The organism is Paenibacillus sp. FSL M8-0142 (assembly GCF_038597315.1).
GTDB classification, from domain to species: domain Bacteria; phylum Bacillota; class Bacilli; order Paenibacillales; family Paenibacillaceae; genus Paenibacillus_AQ; species Paenibacillus_AQ lactis.
Genome location: NZ_CP152008.1, coordinates 3,985,771 through 4,001,174, shown reverse-complemented (window position 1 = coordinate 4,001,174; position 15,404 = coordinate 3,985,771). Strand labels below are relative to the sequence as shown.

The following is a 15,404-nucleotide window of genomic DNA, read 5'->3' as shown; positions in this document are numbered from 1 at the left end:
AAAGAAGCCTTCGCGGATAAAGCGAGGGCTTCTTTGTTTTGAGTGTGAAACCTAAATGTGGTAAGCTGGGAATACGATATGGGGAGGAAGAGTTCCATGAAACGTAAATTCGGAGATCGGGCAAATTGGCGCCGTATCACCCGCCGGCACTTCACTTCCCGGTATGTGGATTCCGAGCAATTCACAGGGTACCTGACCTTATACACCATATATGGCCTGAAAGAACCATTATGGAAAACCTATGGCCGCCATACATACCGCATTGCGGACAAAGGCTACTCTTGGCTGCAGTATTATCCGAAGGACAGCCATTATATCGTTACGGCCATGTTTGACGATAAGCGAAACATCGTGCAGTGGTATATCGATATTTGCAAGAAGCAGGGCGTAACCGACCAGGGCGTACCGTGGTTTGATGATTTGTATCTGGACGTTGTGGTCGTCAGCAACGGCGAAGTATTTTTGCTGGATGAGGATGAGCTGGAGGATGCCCTGAACCGCAATGATATTACCCGCGACGACTATCGGTTGGCCAAAGTAACGGCGAAAAGCCTGCTCCGGGCGATCGATGCCCATGAATTCCCCTATTTCATGATGTCTCTGGAGCATCGGCAGCAGCTATTTCATAACGGCGAATTCAGGAGGAAGTCATAATGCGGCAGGAAATAAACGGAGAAGAGCGGGTTATACGTTCCAAGACCGGGAAGAAACTATGGATGAAGAGGGCTCTGTATGCGCTGCTTACCCTCGTTGCGGCTGGCGTATTATGGTCAGGGTATGCGTATTGGAAAATCGAAAGCGCCGTCAGCAATCCGGCTGACAAGGCGGACGTCGGCATCATACTCGGGGCATCCATGTGGGGAGATCAGCCGAGTCCGGGGCTCCGCGAACGGCTTGAGCATGCTCTCACCGAGTATAAGGAAGGGCGGTTTGGCACGTTTATCGTAACCGGCGGACTCGACAAGCCCGGCTATCCTTACACCGAAGCCGAAGGGATGCGCAATTATTTAGTAGCGGCGGGTGTTCCGGAGAGCGACATTTTTTTGGAAAACGAAGCGACCAGCACCTATGAGAATTTGCTGTACAGCCAGGCAATTATGAAAGAGCAGGGATGGAAGACCGCGATCATCATCACGCATGATTATCACGGCACTAGATCGATGGAAGTGGCGGCGACGCTCGGCTATGAGCGGCCAACGGTTTCGCTGACGAAATCTACCGTGCTGCCGATGGCGAAGCATAAATCCAGGGAAGTGCTTGCCTATACGAAATGGACGGCCGATCGGCTTCTGATTGCAGCCGGGCTCCTATGAGGACGAAACTTCTAATAAGCAGGCTGTCAGTAGAATACATTGGAATAGATAGTCAGCCCTTTGGATAAAGAGGTGAGGAGCTATGAACGGGCGAGTAACGGCCGCAAACGGCCGATCTGAAGGACGGCCATCCAGACAGATTAATGTCGTGCTCCGCAGCGCGGAACCTCCGCTTATCAGCAGCGCAGTTCCCGAGCGGGAACCGTCCCCTTCGCCAAACCCTGTTTCCCAGCACAGTCTATTCCAGGAAATACAGAAGGAGCTGGATCAGCTTGTAGGTTTGGATCAAATTAAAGAGCTGGTTTTTGAAATTTATGCCCTGCTTCAGGTGGCCCAGATGAGATCAGAGGCGGGCTTGCTCAGCGGCGGTCATGTATTCCATATGATTTTCAAGGGAAATCCCGGAACTGGCAAAACGACGGTAGCCCGCATCATCGCTAAGCTGTTTCAGAAGATGGGGGTGCTCAATAAGGGGCATCTCGTCGAGGTAGAGCGGGCGGATCTCGTCGGCGAATACATCGGCCATACGGCACAGAAAACGAGAGATTTGGTGAAGAAGGCGCTGGGCGGTATTCTGTTTATCGATGAGGCGTACAGCTTGGCGCGGGGCGGCGAGAAGGATTTCGGCAAGGAAGCGATCGATACGCTGGTAAAAGCGATGGAGGATCACAAGAATCAGTTTGTGCTCATTCTGGCCGGCTACAGCGATGAGATTGATTTTTTTATGAGCACGAATCCCGGCCTGCATTCCCGTTTTCCGATTCAGATGGAATTCCCGGATTATAATTTGGATCAGCTGATCCAAATCTCCGAGCTGATGGCGAAGGAGCGCGATTACATCCTCATGCCCCAGTCGCTCGGGAAGCTCAAGGAGCATCTGCAGAACGAGAAGGAGCAGCGGCTGCATGCGTTCAGCAACGCCCGTTATGTTCGCAATTTGATCGAGAAATCGATCCGCAATCAATCGGTCCGTCTTCTGAATCAGTATGTCACGGGGAACCCCGGAAAGCTGGAGCTGATGACGCTTCGGCCGGAAGACTTTAAATTAAACGGAAAATTACAATGATTTGCCGCGGTTTTTCGGCCATAATGAAGAGGTAACGCAGCATTCGCTTTGAAGGGTTGGTTTAGAAGGGGCGAATGCGGGTTGTATATGTTTTAAGGTACGTTATTGTTCAAAGGAGCTGGATATATGGCAAATATAACACATGATACCTCGACCGAGATTGAAGATAAAGCGATATTGGTGAGCTTGGTGACCGATGCGGTGAAGCGCTCAGGCATCAATCCGGAGCATTCGCTGCAGGAGCTGGTGCAGCTTGCCGAGACGGCAGGCGTGACCGTGCTGGATGTCATCACGCAGAACCGGGAAACGCCGGATTCGAAATGGTTTATCGGTAAAGGAAAAGTAGAGGAGCTGCGCATGGCTGTTGACGGCCTCGGAGCGACTACGGCTATTTTTGACCAGGAGCTTTCAGGGGCCCAGGTTCGTAATCTGGAGGAAGCGCTGGATGTGAAGATCATTGATCGGACCCAGCTGATTCTCGATATTTTTGCACAGCGGGCCAAGACGCGAGAGGGCATCATCCAGGTTGAGCTGGCGCAGCTCACCTATTTGCTGCCGCGTCTGTCGGGTCACGGCAAGAACCTGTCGCGCCTCGGGGCAGGGATCGGGACACGCGGACCGGGTGAAACCAAGCTGGAGACGGACCGCCGGCATATCCGCGACCGGATCAGCGATTTGAAACGCCAGCTGGATGAAGTAACGCGGCATCGCAATCTTCACCGCGAGCGCCGCAAGAAGAGCGGTGCCGTCCAGGTAGCCTTGGTAGGCTATACGAATGCGGGGAAGTCCACCCTGCTGAACCGTCTGACCAATGCCGACGTTTACATTGAGAATCAGCTGTTCGCAACACTCGACCCGACCTCCAGAGTGCTGGAGCTGCCTAGCGGCAAGGAAGTCGTGCTGACGGATACGGTCGGATTCATTCAGAACCTGCCACATGATCTGGTAGCGGCATTCCGCGCAACGCTTGAGGAGGCCAACGAAGCGGACCTGATTCTCCATGTGGTCGATGCGTCCTCCACGATGCGGGAGGAGCAGATGGCGGTCGTCCAATCGATTCTGGAGGACCTCGGAGCAGCGGATAAACCGCAAATTGTCCTGTTCAATAAGAAGGACGCCTGCCAGCCGGAGCAGCTAGAAATGCTGCCTTCCGGAGACGGCTACTTGAAGATCAGCGCTTATGATGACGAAGATTTGACCAGCGTCCGCGAAACGATCCAGGAGCGTTTATCTGGCGGGAACGTGACGTTCCGGATTCCGGCTGACCGGGGCGATTTAAGCTCGGTTGTGTACCGGGTAGGAGATGTCATTGAGCAAACCTTTGACGAGTCCGATATTTTGTACGAGGTGAGGATCAACAAGGCCGATTACGAAAAAATGGGATATCTTCTGGAGGATTATGTCCAGCAATGAGCGGCATAGCGGCAGCGATCGTCTACATGGTTGTTGTCTATAGTCATGGTTGATTGTCTATCGTTAGGCCGCATGCCGGCGGTGAAACCGCGGATGATAGTATGCTTGTTGCGGGATGAAGGACGGATCGTGAAAGTAAGCGAGGCATGAATCAGAATACGAAATCAATTGCAAGTAGAGCCCCAATTCCGGGGCTTTATTTGCGGTTGGGCGGAGTTGGCCGACCCGGATACTCTTAAAAGAAATGGTTGGACCAATGATGGAATCAAGGGGAACCGCGGGTGACAGGGCAGGCCTGTCCGTGCGGCGTTGTAAGGTGGTCCGCTGCCTTATGCCTGAGGAGAGAAGTAGATCATGCAAACGGATCGAGAGGTCAACGGTCGCAACCACCAAGCGAAATATGTTAAGATGTGAGACATGATGTGTTATAGAGGAGAGAGCTGTACGAGATGGTGAAATTTTCGCAAGATTTAATGGATTTAAGCGAGCAGATTGAATGGAACATAGCAGATCGGGTACGTGAGATCGACCGGATCGTAGACTTTAACCAGTGGAAGGTGATCGATGCTTTCCAGAAATACCAGGTGAGCGACTATCACTTCGCGAATTCCACCGGTTATGGATATAATGATCGCGGGCGGGAAGTGCTGGACGAGGTGTATGCGGAAGTGTTCGGGACCGAGTCCGCGCTGGTACGTCCGCATTTTGCTTCCGGGACCCATACGATTTCGGCTGCGTTATTCGGCGTGCTGCGCCCGGGGGATGAGCTGCTGTATATTACCGGACGACCCTACGATACGCTGCATAAGGTCATCGGACAAGCGGGCGACGGCACCGGCTCGCTGCGGGATTTCGGCATCGGGTATGGAGAGGTAGCGCTGACCGAAGAAGGCGGCATCGACTGGGAAGGTGTGGAGAAGGCGATTAAACCGGAGACGAAGGTTATCGGGATTCAACGCTCCAGAGGATATGATTGGCGCTCTTCTTTCACGGTGTCCCAAATTGGCGAGATGGTCAGCCGGCTCAAAGCGATTCGCGAGGATTTGATCGTGTTTGTCGACAACTGTTACGGTGAATTTACGGAAACGATGGAGCCTACCGAGGTTGGCGTGGATTTGATGGCCGGCTCGCTGATCAAAAATCCAGGAGGAGGCATTGCAGAAACCGGAGGGTATATTTGCGGCAAGGAATCCTACGTGGAACTGGCCGCTTACCGCTTGACCGCTCCCGGTATCGGACGCGAAGTGGGGGCTATGCTCGGAACGACGCGCTCGATGTATCAAGGGCTGTTTCTTGCCCCTTCCACGGTTGGACAGGCGGTGAAAGGAAGCGTATATGCAGCGGCTATGTTCGAAGCGGTCGGCTTCATAACCAAGCCAGGCTGGAAAGAGACGCGGACCGACCTGATCCAAGCGGTGTCGTTTACAAGCCCGGAGCATCTGATCGCTTTCGTGCAAGGCATTCAGAGAGCGGCAGCGGTTGACAGTCACGTCGTGCCTGAGCCGTGGGACATGCCGGGTTATGAGCATCCGGTGATTATGGCGGCAGGAACCTTTATTCAAGGAGGAAGCCTGGAGCTGTCCGCAGACGCGCCGATTCGTGAACCCTATATCGGTTATATGCAGGGCGGGCTAACCTATTCTCATGTTAAATACGGGGTACTTATGTCACTTCAACGAATGAAGGATCGCAATCTCTTGTGAGTTATTCTTACATGCGGTTGACGCAGCTGATCAGGAAATGTACAATAAGATCAGAATAGACCACTTGGAAGGTTGATGAGATATGGGTGATGAGATTCGGAGGAATATGGCGTTATTTCCGATTGGCATCGTGATGAAGCTTACGGATTTATCCGCCAGACAAATTCGTTATTATGAACAGCATAATTTGATTGTCCCCGCACGCACATCTGGTAATCAGCGCCTGTTCTCCTTCAATGATGTCGAGCGTCTCCTGGAGATCAAGGCATTGATTGAGAAGGGCGTCAATATCGCCGGCATCAAGCAGGTCATGAACCCTGTCACGAAGGAGTCCGAGGAGGCTACCGTGATCACTGCGGATACGGAAAGCAAACGCCGGGAAATGTCGGAGTCTCAGCTGCGGCGTTTACTGAAGCAGGAATTGATTACCGCTAAAAGACCGGGTCAGGTTTCATTGATTCAAGGGGAGTTATCCCGGTTTTTTAATAAATAAAGAAGCAGTTTAATTCTTGACCAAGCCATTCATGACAAAGGAGAGGGTAAAGTGAGTTATACCAAAGAGGACATACTACGCATTTGCAAAGAGGAAAATGTTCGTTTTATCCGCTTGCAGTTCACGGACTTGCTCGGGACCATTAAGAACGTTGAAATTCCGGTAAGCCAACTGCCTAAAGCGCTTGATAATAAAATGATGTTCGACGGCTCTTCCATCGAAGGTTATGTGCGTATCGAGGAATCCGATATGTATCTGTACCCGGACCTGGATACGTTTATGATTTTCCCATGGGTATCCGAAGATCGCGTTGCCCGTATGATTTGCGACGTGTATCTGCCTGACGGCACGCCTTTTCCAGGTGATCCTCGCGGTATACTCAAGCGATGCCTGAAGGAAGCCGAAGAAATGGGCTTCACCTCGATGAATGTCGGCCCAGAGCCGGAGTTCTTCTTGTTCAAGACCGATGAAAAAGGCAATCCGACGATGGAATTGAACGACCAAGGCGGATACTTTGACCTCGCCCCTACAGACCTTGGCGAGAACTGCCGCCGCGATATCGTATTGACCCTGGAAGAGATGGGCTTCGAGATCGAAGCTTCCCACCACGAGGTAGCTCCGGGGCAGCATGAAATCGACTTTAAATATGCAGACGCCGTAAAGGCGGCCGACCAGATTCAAACCTTCAAGCTGGTAGTTAAAACCATTGCCCGCCAGCATGGTCTGATCGCTACGTTTATGCCGAAGCCGCTCTTCGGTGTGAACGGTTCGGGTATGCACTGCAACCAATCGCTGTTCAAAGGCGCGGAGAATGCATTCGTTGACGAGTCGGATGAGCTCGGCCTGAGCAAGACGGCGCGGCATTACATGGCCGGTATCCTGAAGCATGCCCGTGCATTCACGGTGATTACGAACCCGACGGTCAACTCGTATAAGCGTCTTGTACCAGGCTATGAAGCTCCTTGCTACGTGGCATGGTCTGCGAGCAACCGCAGCCCGATGATTCGTATTCCGGCTTCCCGCGGACTGAGCACGCGGATTGAGGTTCGTAACCCGGATCCGGCCGCTAACCCGTACCTGGCCCTGGCGGTTATGCTGAAAGCCGGATTAGACGGCATTAAGCGCGAGCTGGCGCTGCCAGCGCCGATTGACCGCAACATTTACGTGATGAGTGAAGAGGAGCGCATCGAGGAAGGCATTCCAAGCTTGCCGGCCGATCTGAAGGAAGCGCTGAATGAGCTGGTCCGCAACGAGGTGATTTGCGAAGCGCTCGGCGACCATGCGCTGGCTCACTTCTACGAGCTGAAAGAAATCGAGTGGGATATGTACCGTACGCAAGTTCACCAATGGGAACGCGATCAGTACATCACCATGTATTAATAGAGGAATCCCTTGCGCCGTATGGCGTGGGGGATTTTTTTGCTTGGGGGCAATTTAATTATTGAGGTTATTTCGAAGGGTGTGCCCCCAAAACACCCCTAGAAAATCTGTTTTCTATGCCTTGTGGCAAATTCAAGCTTGGACGGCATATCCATCCATCTGAGCTCATCAGAACCAGGAAAATATTGCTAGAACATTTGTGGAAATTCTGGGTCGCTCGGAGGATACGGCATGCACCTGCGAATGACAGTTATGCTCGCTGCGGGAAGGATAAATTTTTCTTCAATAAAAGGGAACTTTTTGCCCTGAGTTGGACTCTAATTGGATGAGGTGAATCGGTTGGAGTTCGAATACGTCAAGCACATGGCTTCCATGGATACCGACACGTTAGACGCGATCATGGAGCATTACGGTAGTGACATCTGGAATTATGCATACTTTTTGACGGGGCAGCACGCGCTTGCGGACGACATTGCTCAAGAAGTCTTTATCAAAGCTTATTACGGCATACATACCTTTCGCGGACAATCCAGTTTGAAAACTTGGCTGCTTACGATCACGCGGCATACGGCTTTTCGGCACAAGAAGTCATTTTTTCTAAGGCGCGTAACCTTATTGGATCGGATTCAACCGGCAGGGCACAGCATCTCGGCGGAGACGGAGTATCTGGACAGACAATATACGGACGATATCTGGGATATCATCATGGAGCTCCCGGTTAAATTCCGAGAGGTGCTCGTACTGGATCTTCATTATGATATGCCGATTCAACAGATTGCCGAGCTGCTGGGGATTGCGGCCGGAACGGTTAAATCCAGGCTGTATCGGGCTAGGCAAAAAGTACAGAACAAACTGGGGGAGCATCAGATATGAACGAGCATAAACCTGGGTGGTATGAAAGGGCGAAGAATGGGCCGTTTGATGCCGAGTTGTTGCTGCCTGATCTAAAGAGGCGGGTGCATAAGCGTCTGAAGGAGGGGGAGGGCCGGAGTACAAGGACGCTCAAGCGTCGCAGGAATTGGACGGCAGCCATCGCCGGCGTTTTGTTGATTATCGCTATCCTTTGGATGGGGGGAGGAGATCCATTTTCGCCAAAGTCGAAGCCAGAGACGGTTCCGCTGGCGACGGAGGCAGCAAACCGGCAAGCCGGAACGGTTCGTGCGCAAGGGACCGGGCCGGAAGGGAAGCTGCTCGTCGTAGCGGAAGGAAGCGAGGCCGTTCAACGGCTCGGTGCTCCAAGCTGTTTCGGAATTGAAACGGATCTTTCTTTTTCGGGAAGGTATCATGTCATCCACGCAGCTGCAGATGGCAGCGAAACCGAAATCGGAGTGTTGGAAGATCGGACATTTATCCAGCCGAATTCGGAACCGGTTGAAATGATCCGCTTGCCGCTTCAGGATGCGGACGTATTTTTGCTTGCCCCGCAATATCGGGATTGCCATGCCATCGAAATTTATGCTTTCGCCATGGATCGGGGAACCGGCGAAGCCTTCCCGCTTTCGTTCAAGGAAGGAGTGGGCAGCTTTGTCACTTCCTACTACAAGCCGCTGAGCCAGCCTATGGTAAGAATGAATCGATTGGTGCTGGAATCAACGGAAGGGCCGGGAGGCGAAGGCTCGCCCGATTTTGACGGGGAGCGCGAGTACAGGCTTGATCTCCGGGAGAGAGCCCTTATTCTGGAATGATGTGCAAAATATAATGAGCATCCTTCGGGGTGCTTTTTTTAATAACTTTTTTAAACCCGGTTAGCTTTTAGTGCAGATTCCCAGGGATATTCAAACTAGAAAACAAAACATGCATGTGAAACATGCGGTTGATTAAGACGACTAAGAAAATATCGGGATTTGTAACTTTTTTCCTGATCAAAAATCATTGACTCCTTGGATTAGTGTAAGTAAAATCGTATAGTATACAAAGTATATTGAATTAGTCGGATTAATAGATAAGGGGGCATCGAATTTGGCACAAATGATTGTCACAGGGTTATTATGCGGTGCTTTACTCGGATTTGTTATGCAGCGGGGTCGCTTTTGTCTGACAGGTGGATTCCGGGACATGTATCTTACAAAAGATAACCGGATGTTCTACGCCTTGCTGATCGCGATCAGCGTACAGAGTATCGGCGTATTCGCATTGATCCAGATGGGACTTATTCAGTTCCAAGCCGGCGAGTTTAACTGGCTGGCTACGATCCTCGGTTCTTTCATATTTGGAATCGGCATTATATTGGCCGGCGGCTGTGCGACAGGAACATGGTATCGGGCAGGGGAAGGGCTTATTGGAAGCTGGATGGCTCTTTTCGGGTACATGGGGATGAGCGCTGTTATGAAATCCGGGGCCCTGTCGCCGGTGAACAACAGCCTCAAAGGAATTTCAACACCAACGAACTCCATTCCGGCCACGTTCGGTTTATCGGTATGGCCATTTATCGCTTTACTTGCTCTGATTACTATTTTTCTTGTCGTCAAGCAGCTGCGCAAGCCAAAAGTGTTTATTCCGTCGCTGCCGCCGAAGCGTAAAGGCCTTAACCATCTATTGTTCGAGAAACGATGGCATCCGTTCGTCACCGCGATTCTCGTCGGATTGGTTGCGCTGTTGGCATGGCCGCTCAGCGAAGCGACAGGCAGAATGTCGGGGCTAGGAATTACCACGCCTTCCGCTAACATTCTTCAGTATCTGGTAACCGGAGATGGCGATAAATATTTGAATTGGGGCGTGTTCCTTGTACTGGGGATATTCCTCGGCTCGTTCATCGCAGCCAAAGGAAGTCGCGAGTTTCGCTTTCGGGCTCCTGATGCCAAGACGGCCGTATCCAGTTTTTCCGGCGGCATTTTGATGGGCTTCGGGGCCAGCTGGGCAGGCGGCTGCTCTATTGGAAACGGTCTGGTCATGACGGCGATGATGACATGGCAAGGATGGGTTTCATTATTCTTCATGATTTTAGGTACGTGGGCAGCTTCTTATTTTGTATATGTGCGACCACGTGCCAGCGCCAAGAAGAAGGCGGCAGTTTATCAAACGACAACGGCTTAGGAGGTTATATTAATGAAACAAAAATTAGCTGTGCTTGGAATGGTATGTCCTTTTCCTTTGATAGAAGCGAAAGAAGCGATGGAATCTCTAAAAAGCGGCGACGAACTGGAGATTGATTTTGACTGCACGCAGGCAACGGAAAGCATTCCGCGTTGGGCTGCTGAAGCGGGCCACAAAATTACTAATTTCGTTCAGCTTACGGATGCATCCTGGTCGATTACGGTTCAGAAGAAGTAACGGATCATATTAGGTCGTGACTGAAGTTATCAACGGATAAAAAAAATATATATCAAAATGGCCGGTCATTTGTTTGATCGGCCATCCCTATATCAGCCCAACTTGCTAATTTCCTTTCGTCAACGTGGAAATCTCCGCCCGAATAATAAAGCCCGCTCATCCTCTTGTTGAAAGAGGGAGCGGGCTTCTAATGTGTAGATTTTATGCTAGTGAACATCGCGGAACAATCCAATGACTTTGCCGAGGATCGTCACATGATTAAGTCGCAGCGGCTCATAACTAGGGTTCTCCGGCTGCAGCCGGATATGGTCCTTCTCCTTGTAAAAGGTCTTCACCGTTGCTTCGTCTTCTTCGGTCATGGCCACCACAATATCGCCGTTATCGGCGGTCTGCTGTTGACGTACGATCACATAATCGCCGCTGTGGATGCCTGCTTCGATCATACTGTCACCGACGACGGACAACATAAACACCTTGTCGTCCCCGACATAGTGCTGCGGCAGAGGGAAGTAATCTTCGATGTTCTCGGTCGCCGTGATCGGAACACCTGCTGTAACTTTGCCGACCACGGGAACCCGGGCGATGGTGTGGGTAAACAGGTTGCTGCTCTCGGATTCTTCCTGGCCAAGCAGCTCAATGGCTCTTGGCTTCGTAGGGTCGCGGCGGATCAAGCCTTTCTTCTCCAGGCGGTCAAGATGGCCGTGGACCGTTGAACTGGAAGCTAGTCCGACAGCCTCGCCGATTTCCCGGACAGAAGGCGGATAGCCTTTGCTACGAACTTCGTTTCGGATAAACTCTAAGATCGCCAGCTGGCGGCTGGATATTTTCGACATGCCGTATCAACCCCATTTAGTAACGTTTGGGAAAATTATAACATAGAACTGCCGTTCGTACAAACATAAGTTCTAAATTTATTGGAACAAATGTTCGATTGGGTATTGAAACAAACAGGTGTTCGTGTTATTATCGATTTGTAGTTAAGAGAACACTTGTTTGGGGGATGATATTTCATGTTGAAATATAGTACATACCGCAGCATTTATGAGAACATACCGACAGAGACGGATTCCGGCTCCGAAGCCTGGATCCATCAGATAAAGTCAAGGATCGTTTCACTTCCATTAACGAAACTGCTGATCATTCTGCTCATCGTTGTATTCGGCTGGACAGGCGCATATTCCGTGTTCGCAGGAGGAACGGAAGAGCCCACCGGAGAGAAGCTAGTTATTGTTCAATCGGGTGACTCCTTGTGGAAGATCGCTTCCGTTCATAAGCCAGAGAATGTGGACATACGGGTATATATCGATACCATTCGCAGAAATAACGGGCTGAAGGGTCCGGATATTCAGGCAGGCGACGTATTGTCATTGCCGGTATGGTAAGCGTCCATGGAGGTAACGGCACTCTTAGTCGTTCGGTTTAGATCTTAATATATAGTAGGAAGTGAAATTCGCCATTTCACAGATCGATGAGGTCGTATTTGAAATCTACTATATAATGATTGAATTTGTCGCACTCTTTATGATATAGATCATGACATTCAATCCTTAATATGTTTATATTCGCTGAATGCAAGAGCTTGCAAGGGTGGTCGCCTTGACAAGCTCTTTTTCACATGGTTAAGTTATAATGATATTTGAAATGGAGGAGAAACCATGGACATCGATACTTTGGTAGAACGCATCAATCTATTGGCACGTAAGCAGAAAAGCGAGGGTTTGACCGAAGAGGAAATGAAGGAACGCGCAGAGCTTCGGGAAATCTACCTTAACAATATCCGCAGAAACTTCAGACAGCAGCTGGAATCGATCGAGTGGGTCGATGAGAACGAGCAAAAAGGCGGCCCCCGTCTGAAGCACTAGGTTTTGTCGATTCATCCTAAAGGACTCATTAGGGCTTCAAATGATGTTTTATTATCAAGCCGGGATGCTGCATGAACGAAGCATTGCTGCTTCCCGGATATAAATGAGTTGAGTTTAAGAAAACGATGCAGGCAAGGGAGTATATTGCCATAACATCCATTCGTTTATTCAACTTTTATAGATAGCGCAGGCGATATCAGATTTGGGAGGAACGATATGTCAAGATCTTGGGAACGAAAAGTCAGCAAAAATATGCAACAACTGAACAAAAAACGGAAGAAGCAGGGAATGTCCACCTATCAGGGATCTGCCATTTCCGATACAATGGACGTGTTTAAGGGACGGAAATATGTGCTGCCGATCGTATTGCTTGCCCTTGCGGCTCTTTATGCGCTTCTCGGCTCCGCGGCAGCTAAAGCGACGGGCGATAGCAATGGGGTCCTGAACTGGGTCGGTGTCGGCTTGTACATTCTGCTTGCATTGATGATTTTCCTGCGCAAGCCTTATCTGAAGATCGAACGCGCATCCGTGTCCACCATGAAGTTTAATCGGGAGCGAAGATTGGCCGCTTCGGAGATCGAGAAGATTAAAATTGCTTCTGGCTCTGTCGTCATACAAGGCAAGGGGAAAGCAGGCAACTGGGTGTTTTCGCGTATGATCAATTTGTACGACACTCAGGCGATGGGAGAACGGCTTGAAGAGTTCGCGAAGGCCCATCATATTCCGGTAGAACATCATTAATATATATAGCGCCTAAACGAACAAAGGGAGAGGGAGAACATGCCGATTACTGCCGTATTGTTTGACTTGGATGATACGTTGTTGTGGGATGAACGAAGTGTGGAAGAAGCTTTTGAAGTGACAGCCGAAGCAGGTGCCGCTGCAGCTGGGGTTGATGCCAAGGAGTTGCTGAATGCGGTACGGGAAGAAGCAAGATCGCTGTACGCATCCTATGACACCTTTGCATTTACCCAGATGATCGGGATCAATCCATTCGAAGGGCTGTGGGCGAATTTTACGGCTGGGTCGCAGCCGGAATTCCGGAAATTGCAGGAGCTCGCACCGATGTATCGGAAGGAATCCTGGCGTCGCGGTCTTGCTCGTGTTGGCGTTGAGAATGAAAGCCTTGCCGAAACGCTGGCGGAGCGGTTTGCGTCAGAGCGCAGATCCAGACCCTATGTGTATGAAGAAACATTCGACGTGCTGAAGGAGCTGCAAGGAAAGGTGCAGCTGCTGCTGCTCACAAACGGCAGCCCTGATCTTCAGCAGGAAAAGCTTGATGGTGTTCCCGAGCTGATTCCTTATTTCGACCACATTGTCATTTCAGGCGACTTCGGCAAAGGCAAGCCGGATGTGTCGATCTTCCAGCATGCGCTTGAACTGCTTGGCGCGAAGCCTGGAGAGGCTGTCATGGTCGGCGATAAGCTGACGACGGATATCAAGGGAGGCAATGCGGCCGGACTGCATACCGTTTGGATTAATCGGGTAGATCGGCCCAAGGATCCGGCCATTGTTCCGGAATTTGAGATTAAGCATCTGTCCGAGCTACACGCCATCCTGGCTGCGCTTTAAAAACGAAAATGTCAATCGATACGTCCGAAGAAGCAAATCGTTAGTGACGAGTACATATGGCACAGCCTGGACGCGGTAATCGCGAATCCGGGCTGTTTTTCTATCGAGATCTTGTCATCACGACCCGTTAAATCCCTGTGAGAAACGTCACACAATTGTAAGCTTCGTGAGATCGAAAAAAAAGGTTCTTGGGATATAATGATGGTGAGCAGATTCTGTAAGATCCGGACCATGGCGTGCAGCATACATAGGCACGATATTGTAAAGAGGTGTAGTGCATGACAAGAAGAAAGATAGCATTGATCGCGGCGATGGTATTGATGGCAGTCGCCCTTGCAGCATGTAACGAAAGTAAGGCCGATATTGATGAAGACACGCTCGCCGAGCCGATTATCGTCGATCTGACGATAAACCCGGAAACGGTTGCAGCAGGGGAGAAGGTTTTTATTGAGGCGAAGGTCACGCAGGCCGGTCAGCCTGTGGAAGACGCGGATTCGGTTGAGATCGAAGTCACCCAGGAAGGCGGAGGCTTGTCGGCAACGGTGCCGATCGAGCATGACCAGGGAGGAATATACAAGCTGGAGAAAACCTTCGACCAGCCTGGGACCTACCGCATCATATCTCATGTAACCGCGAGAGGACAGCATTCCATGCCGCTTAAGGAGCTAACGGTAACGGAATAAACGATCGGAACATTTCAAAAAGGCAGCACCGGTACGCCGTTTTCGGGTCCGTGGGCTGCCTTTTCGTATGGAAGCATTAAAAAGCGTTCATCCATCAAGCGCTGTCGATTATTGGAATTGCGGATCCGCCACCGGTGTAGCAATCCAGCCATTCTCTTCAATAAAGAGACGTACGGCCACAATTTGCTTGTTGTCCATCAGCGTGAAGAAGTGAGGCGTATTTTCCGGAACGGAAATGACATCGCCCGGCTCAAGCTCCACATTGAAATAACCTACGTCCTCGGAGCCTTTGATAATGAAAATACCTTTACCGCCTACAATCGCCCGGATTTCATCCTCGGAGTGCGTGTGTACCTCTTCGAATTTTTGGAGCAGATCCTCAAGATTCGGAGTGGATTCGGAGAGCGTGATGATATCCCAAATTTTGTAGCCGCGTCTAGCAGCCAGGTCACGAATTTCAGGATCGAATGCGTCGAGAATACGCTGCTTATCCTCATCGCTTAGCTGAAATTTCTCTTGAAGATCAGCCGGGAACTTATCCATATTCCAATGCTCGTACAGCACTTCTTGTTTTTTCAGGAATTCACGAACATTTTCTTCCCCGCTAATGCGTTCGTTCGTATTACGAATCACGATTTCTGCCATAGGT

General features: G+C 50.6%; 18 protein-coding genes. 16 read left to right on the top strand and 2 right to left on the bottom strand.

Features of this window, described 5'->3' with window-relative positions; translation table 11 throughout:
* The first annotated feature begins 96 nt into the window (after positions 1 to 96).
* The 11 genes from NSQ46_RS18440 (at position 97) to NSQ46_RS18390 (ending at position 10,638) form a co-directional block, all read left to right on the top strand.
* Positions 97 to 654, top strand: coding sequence for a DUF402 domain-containing protein (locus tag NSQ46_RS18440; RefSeq protein WP_028403546.1), 558 nt, complete (start codon positions 97 to 99; stop codon positions 652 to 654).
* The gene (locus tag NSQ46_RS18435; RefSeq protein ID WP_028403545.1) at positions 654 to 1,313 is read left to right on the top strand and encodes a YdcF family protein; all 660 of its coding nucleotides are present in this window, start codon (positions 654 to 656) and stop codon (positions 1,311 to 1,313) included. Before NSQ46_RS18440 ends, NSQ46_RS18435 begins: the two co-directional genes overlap by 1 nt.
* A gap of 82 nt (positions 1,314 to 1,395) precedes the next feature.
* Positions 1,396 to 2,379 (top strand): AAA family ATPase, encoded by a 984-nt coding sequence (locus NSQ46_RS18430; protein WP_213615124.1) that lies wholly within the window; start codon positions 1,396 to 1,398, stop codon positions 2,377 to 2,379.
* A 126-nt stretch (positions 2,380 to 2,505) separates the two neighbouring features.
* Positions 2,506 to 3,792 carry a GTPase HflX gene (gene hflX, locus NSQ46_RS18425; RefSeq protein WP_213615122.1) on the top strand — a complete coding sequence of 429 codons (1,287 nt, stop codon included), beginning with the start codon at positions 2,506 to 2,508 and terminating at the stop codon, positions 3,790 to 3,792.
* 449 nt (positions 3,793 to 4,241) lie between these two features.
* Positions 4,242 to 5,495, top strand: a complete 1,254-nt coding sequence (locus NSQ46_RS18420; RefSeq protein WP_251536803.1) for a methionine gamma-lyase family protein — start codon at positions 4,242 to 4,244, stop codon at positions 5,493 to 5,495.
* Positions 5,496 to 5,577: 82 nt separating this feature from the next.
* Positions 5,578 to 5,988: a MerR family transcriptional regulator gene (locus tag NSQ46_RS18415; protein WP_007129961.1), complete on the top strand. Its 411-nt coding sequence runs from the start codon at positions 5,578 to 5,580 to the stop codon at positions 5,986 to 5,988.
* A 51-nt stretch (positions 5,989 to 6,039) separates the two neighbouring features.
* Positions 6,040 to 7,368, top strand: a complete 1,329-nt coding sequence (gene glnA, locus NSQ46_RS18410; protein ID WP_007129962.1) for a type I glutamate--ammonia ligase — start codon at positions 6,040 to 6,042, stop codon at positions 7,366 to 7,368.
* A 339-nt stretch (positions 7,369 to 7,707) separates the two neighbouring features.
* Positions 7,708 to 8,241, top strand: a complete 534-nt coding sequence (locus NSQ46_RS18405; RefSeq protein WP_007129963.1) for an RNA polymerase sigma factor — start codon at positions 7,708 to 7,710, stop codon at positions 8,239 to 8,241.
* Positions 8,238 to 9,053: a hypothetical protein gene (locus NSQ46_RS18400; protein ID WP_007129964.1), complete on the top strand. Its 816-nt coding sequence runs from the start codon at positions 8,238 to 8,240 to the stop codon at positions 9,051 to 9,053. Before NSQ46_RS18405 ends, NSQ46_RS18400 begins: the two co-directional genes overlap by 4 nt.
* 283 nt (positions 9,054 to 9,336) lie before the next feature.
* Complete coding sequence (locus tag NSQ46_RS18395) at positions 9,337 to 10,401, top strand: YeeE/YedE family protein (protein WP_342577010.1); 1,065 nt, start codon at positions 9,337 to 9,339, stop codon at positions 10,399 to 10,401.
* Between the two features lie 12 nt (positions 10,402 to 10,413).
* Entirely contained in the window at positions 10,414 to 10,638 is a 225-nt protein-coding gene (locus NSQ46_RS18390) for a sulfurtransferase TusA family protein (RefSeq protein ID WP_007129966.1), read from the top strand.
* A gap of 206 nt (positions 10,639 to 10,844) precedes the next feature.
* On the opposite strand, the gene lexA is transcribed toward NSQ46_RS18390, so the two are convergent.
* Entirely contained in the window at positions 10,845 to 11,471 is a 627-nt protein-coding gene (lexA, locus tag NSQ46_RS18385) for a transcriptional repressor LexA (RefSeq protein ID WP_007129967.1), read from the bottom strand.
* Between the two features lie 177 nt (positions 11,472 to 11,648).
* On the opposite strand from lexA, the gene NSQ46_RS18380 reads away from it, so the two are divergent.
* From NSQ46_RS18380 to NSQ46_RS18360, 5 genes are all read left to right on the top strand, one after another.
* On the top strand, positions 11,649 to 12,020 hold the full coding sequence (locus NSQ46_RS18380; RefSeq protein WP_342574288.1) for a LysM peptidoglycan-binding domain-containing protein: 372 nt from the start codon (positions 11,649 to 11,651) through the stop codon (positions 12,018 to 12,020).
* A 273-nt stretch (positions 12,021 to 12,293) separates the two neighbouring features.
* A complete protein-coding gene (locus NSQ46_RS18375; protein ID WP_007129969.1) occupies positions 12,294 to 12,500 on the top strand; it encodes a DUF896 domain-containing protein in 207 nt (68 codons plus the stop codon).
* Positions 12,501 to 12,716: 216 nt separating this feature from the next.
* A complete protein-coding gene (locus tag NSQ46_RS18370; RefSeq protein WP_007129970.1) occupies positions 12,717 to 13,241 on the top strand; it encodes a hypothetical protein in 525 nt (174 codons plus the stop codon).
* Positions 13,242 to 13,280: 39 nt separating this feature from the next.
* Entirely contained in the window at positions 13,281 to 14,072 is a 792-nt protein-coding gene (locus NSQ46_RS18365; protein ID WP_342574285.1) for an HAD family hydrolase, read from the top strand.
* Positions 14,073 to 14,350: 278 nt separating this feature from the next.
* Positions 14,351 to 14,755 carry a FixH family protein gene (locus tag NSQ46_RS18360; RefSeq protein ID WP_007129972.1) on the top strand — a complete coding sequence of 135 codons (405 nt, stop codon included), beginning with the start codon at positions 14,351 to 14,353 and terminating at the stop codon, positions 14,753 to 14,755.
* Between the two features lie 108 nt (positions 14,756 to 14,863).
* Here NSQ46_RS18360 and NSQ46_RS18355 read toward each other — a convergent pair whose 3' ends face one another.
* Complete coding sequence (locus NSQ46_RS18355; RefSeq protein WP_007129973.1) at positions 14,864 to 15,400, bottom strand: cupin domain-containing protein; 537 nt, start codon at positions 15,398 to 15,400, stop codon at positions 14,864 to 14,866.
* Positions 15,401 to 15,404 lie beyond the last annotated feature (4 nt).